This window comes from Pseudomonas sp. Sample_24 (assembly GCF_004307605.1).
Taxonomy (GTDB): domain Bacteria; phylum Pseudomonadota; class Gammaproteobacteria; order Pseudomonadales; family Pseudomonadaceae; genus Aquipseudomonas.
The window spans coordinates 1-1,723 of record NZ_RCNW01000456.1 but is presented as its reverse complement, the minus strand read 5'-3'; the positions used below and the strand labels follow the sequence as shown (position 1 = coordinate 1,723).

General features: G+C 61.1%; 2 protein-coding genes. Both read right to left on the bottom strand.

Annotated elements, in window-relative coordinates; all coding sequences use genetic code 11:
- Positions 1–112 precede the first annotated feature (112 nt).
- Positions 113–1,186, bottom strand: a complete 1,074-nt coding sequence (gene alr / locus D8V06_RS26400) for an alanine racemase (protein WP_130932112.1) — start codon at positions 1,184–1,186, stop codon at positions 113–115.
- Positions 1,187–1,310: 124 nt separating this feature from the next.
- Positions 1,311–1,723: FAD-dependent oxidoreductase (locus D8V06_RS26395; protein ID WP_130932111.1), on the bottom strand; the 413-nt coding region annotated here is incomplete at its 5' end.

The following is a 1,723-nucleotide window of genomic DNA, read 5'->3' as shown; positions in this document are numbered from 1 at the left end:
GGAGCCTCCAGGGATTCAGTTTGTTGGAATATTGAGCGTTATCATGGCGACAGCGTTCAGTATTTACAACACTTTGACCTGAATCCTGTTCGGCGAAGCGACTTCCGGCGCTTCAGTCCCCGGAATAGAGCATCGGCACCCGACGCAGGTTGCAGAAGATCTGATAAGGAATCGTGCCGGCGGCAATGGCCACGTCGCTGGCCAGGATGTTTTTGCCCCACAACTCGACGGTCGAGCCCAGTCCCGCTTGCGGGATATCGGTCAGGTCGACACACAACATGTCCATCGACACCCGACCGATCAACTGGCTGCGCTGCCCAGCCACCAGCACCGGTGTGCCGGTTGGCGCCAAGCGCGGGTAACCATCGGCATACCCCATGGCCACCACGCCGACGCGCATGGGTTTTGGAGTAATGAATTTCGCCCCGTAACCTATCGGCTCGCCAGCCGGCAGTTCACGCACGCAGATCACTTTCGACTCCAGCGTCATCACCGGTTGCAGGCGCGAGGCCACGGTGTTGGCCTCCTCAAAAGGCGTGGCGCCGTAGAGCATGATGCCCGGGCGAACCCAGTCACTGGGAATCTGCGGCCAGCCCAGCACAGCCGGCGAGTTACGCAGGCTGATTTCAGCGGACAAGCCCTGGCGCGCCGCTTCGAATACCGCCGCCTGCTCGACACTGGCCTGGCTGTTCAATTCATCGGCACGGGCGAAGTGGCTCATCAGCACGATTTTCGCGACATTGCCGCTGGCCAGCAGCCGTTGATAGCCTGCTTGATAATCCTTCGGATGCAGGCCCACCCGGTGCATGCCCGAATCGAGTTTGAGCCAGACGATGATCGGCTTGTTCAGCGCAGCCTTTTCGATCGCCTCGAGCTGCCACAGCGAATGCACCACGCACCAGAAATCATGCTCGACGATCAGCGACAGCTCATCGGCTTCGAAAAAACCTTCCAGCAACAACACCGGCACGCGAATACCCGCAGCGCGCAGTTCCAGGGCCTCTTCGATACAGGCGACGGCAAAACCGTCCGCCTCGCCTTCCAGGGCCTGGGCGCAACGCACCGCGCCATGGCCGTAGGCATCGGCCTTGATCACCGCAAGGGCTTTGGCGCCGGTGATTTCACGGGCGATCTGGTAGTTGTGACGCAGGGCTTGGAGGTCGATCAGGGCACGGGCAGGGCGCATGGCGGCAGACTTCTGGTCGGTCGTTTCGAAGAACCGGCACTGGCGGACGGCGTGAACCGTTACCAGCGCCGGGGGAGGAATCTCTGGCTTGAAGCGCAGCGGCTATAACCGCGAGCTCATCGTGTCATTGGTGAGCTGGCGCCGGACTGACATGTTTTGCAGTCTCTTGGGTTTTGTTGCCATAACGGGAAATATCCAGGCCTTCGGCGCTGATCTGTGGCTTTTTCTTGGCCATCAGGTCCGCCAGCAAGCGACCCGAACCGCACGCCATGGTCCAGCCGAGAGTGCCGTGACCGGTGTTCAGGAACAGGTTCTTGAACGGGGTGGCGCCAACGATCGGGGTACCGTCCGGCGTGGTCGGACGCAGGCCGGTCCAGAAACTGGCCTCGGCCAGATTGCCGCCCTGAGGATAAAGGTCATTGACGATCATCTCCAGGGTTTCGCGCCGACGAGGGTTCAGTGACAGATCAAAACCGGCGATCTCCGCCATGCCGCCGACGCGGATGCGGTTGTCGAAACGGGTGATCGCGACCTTGT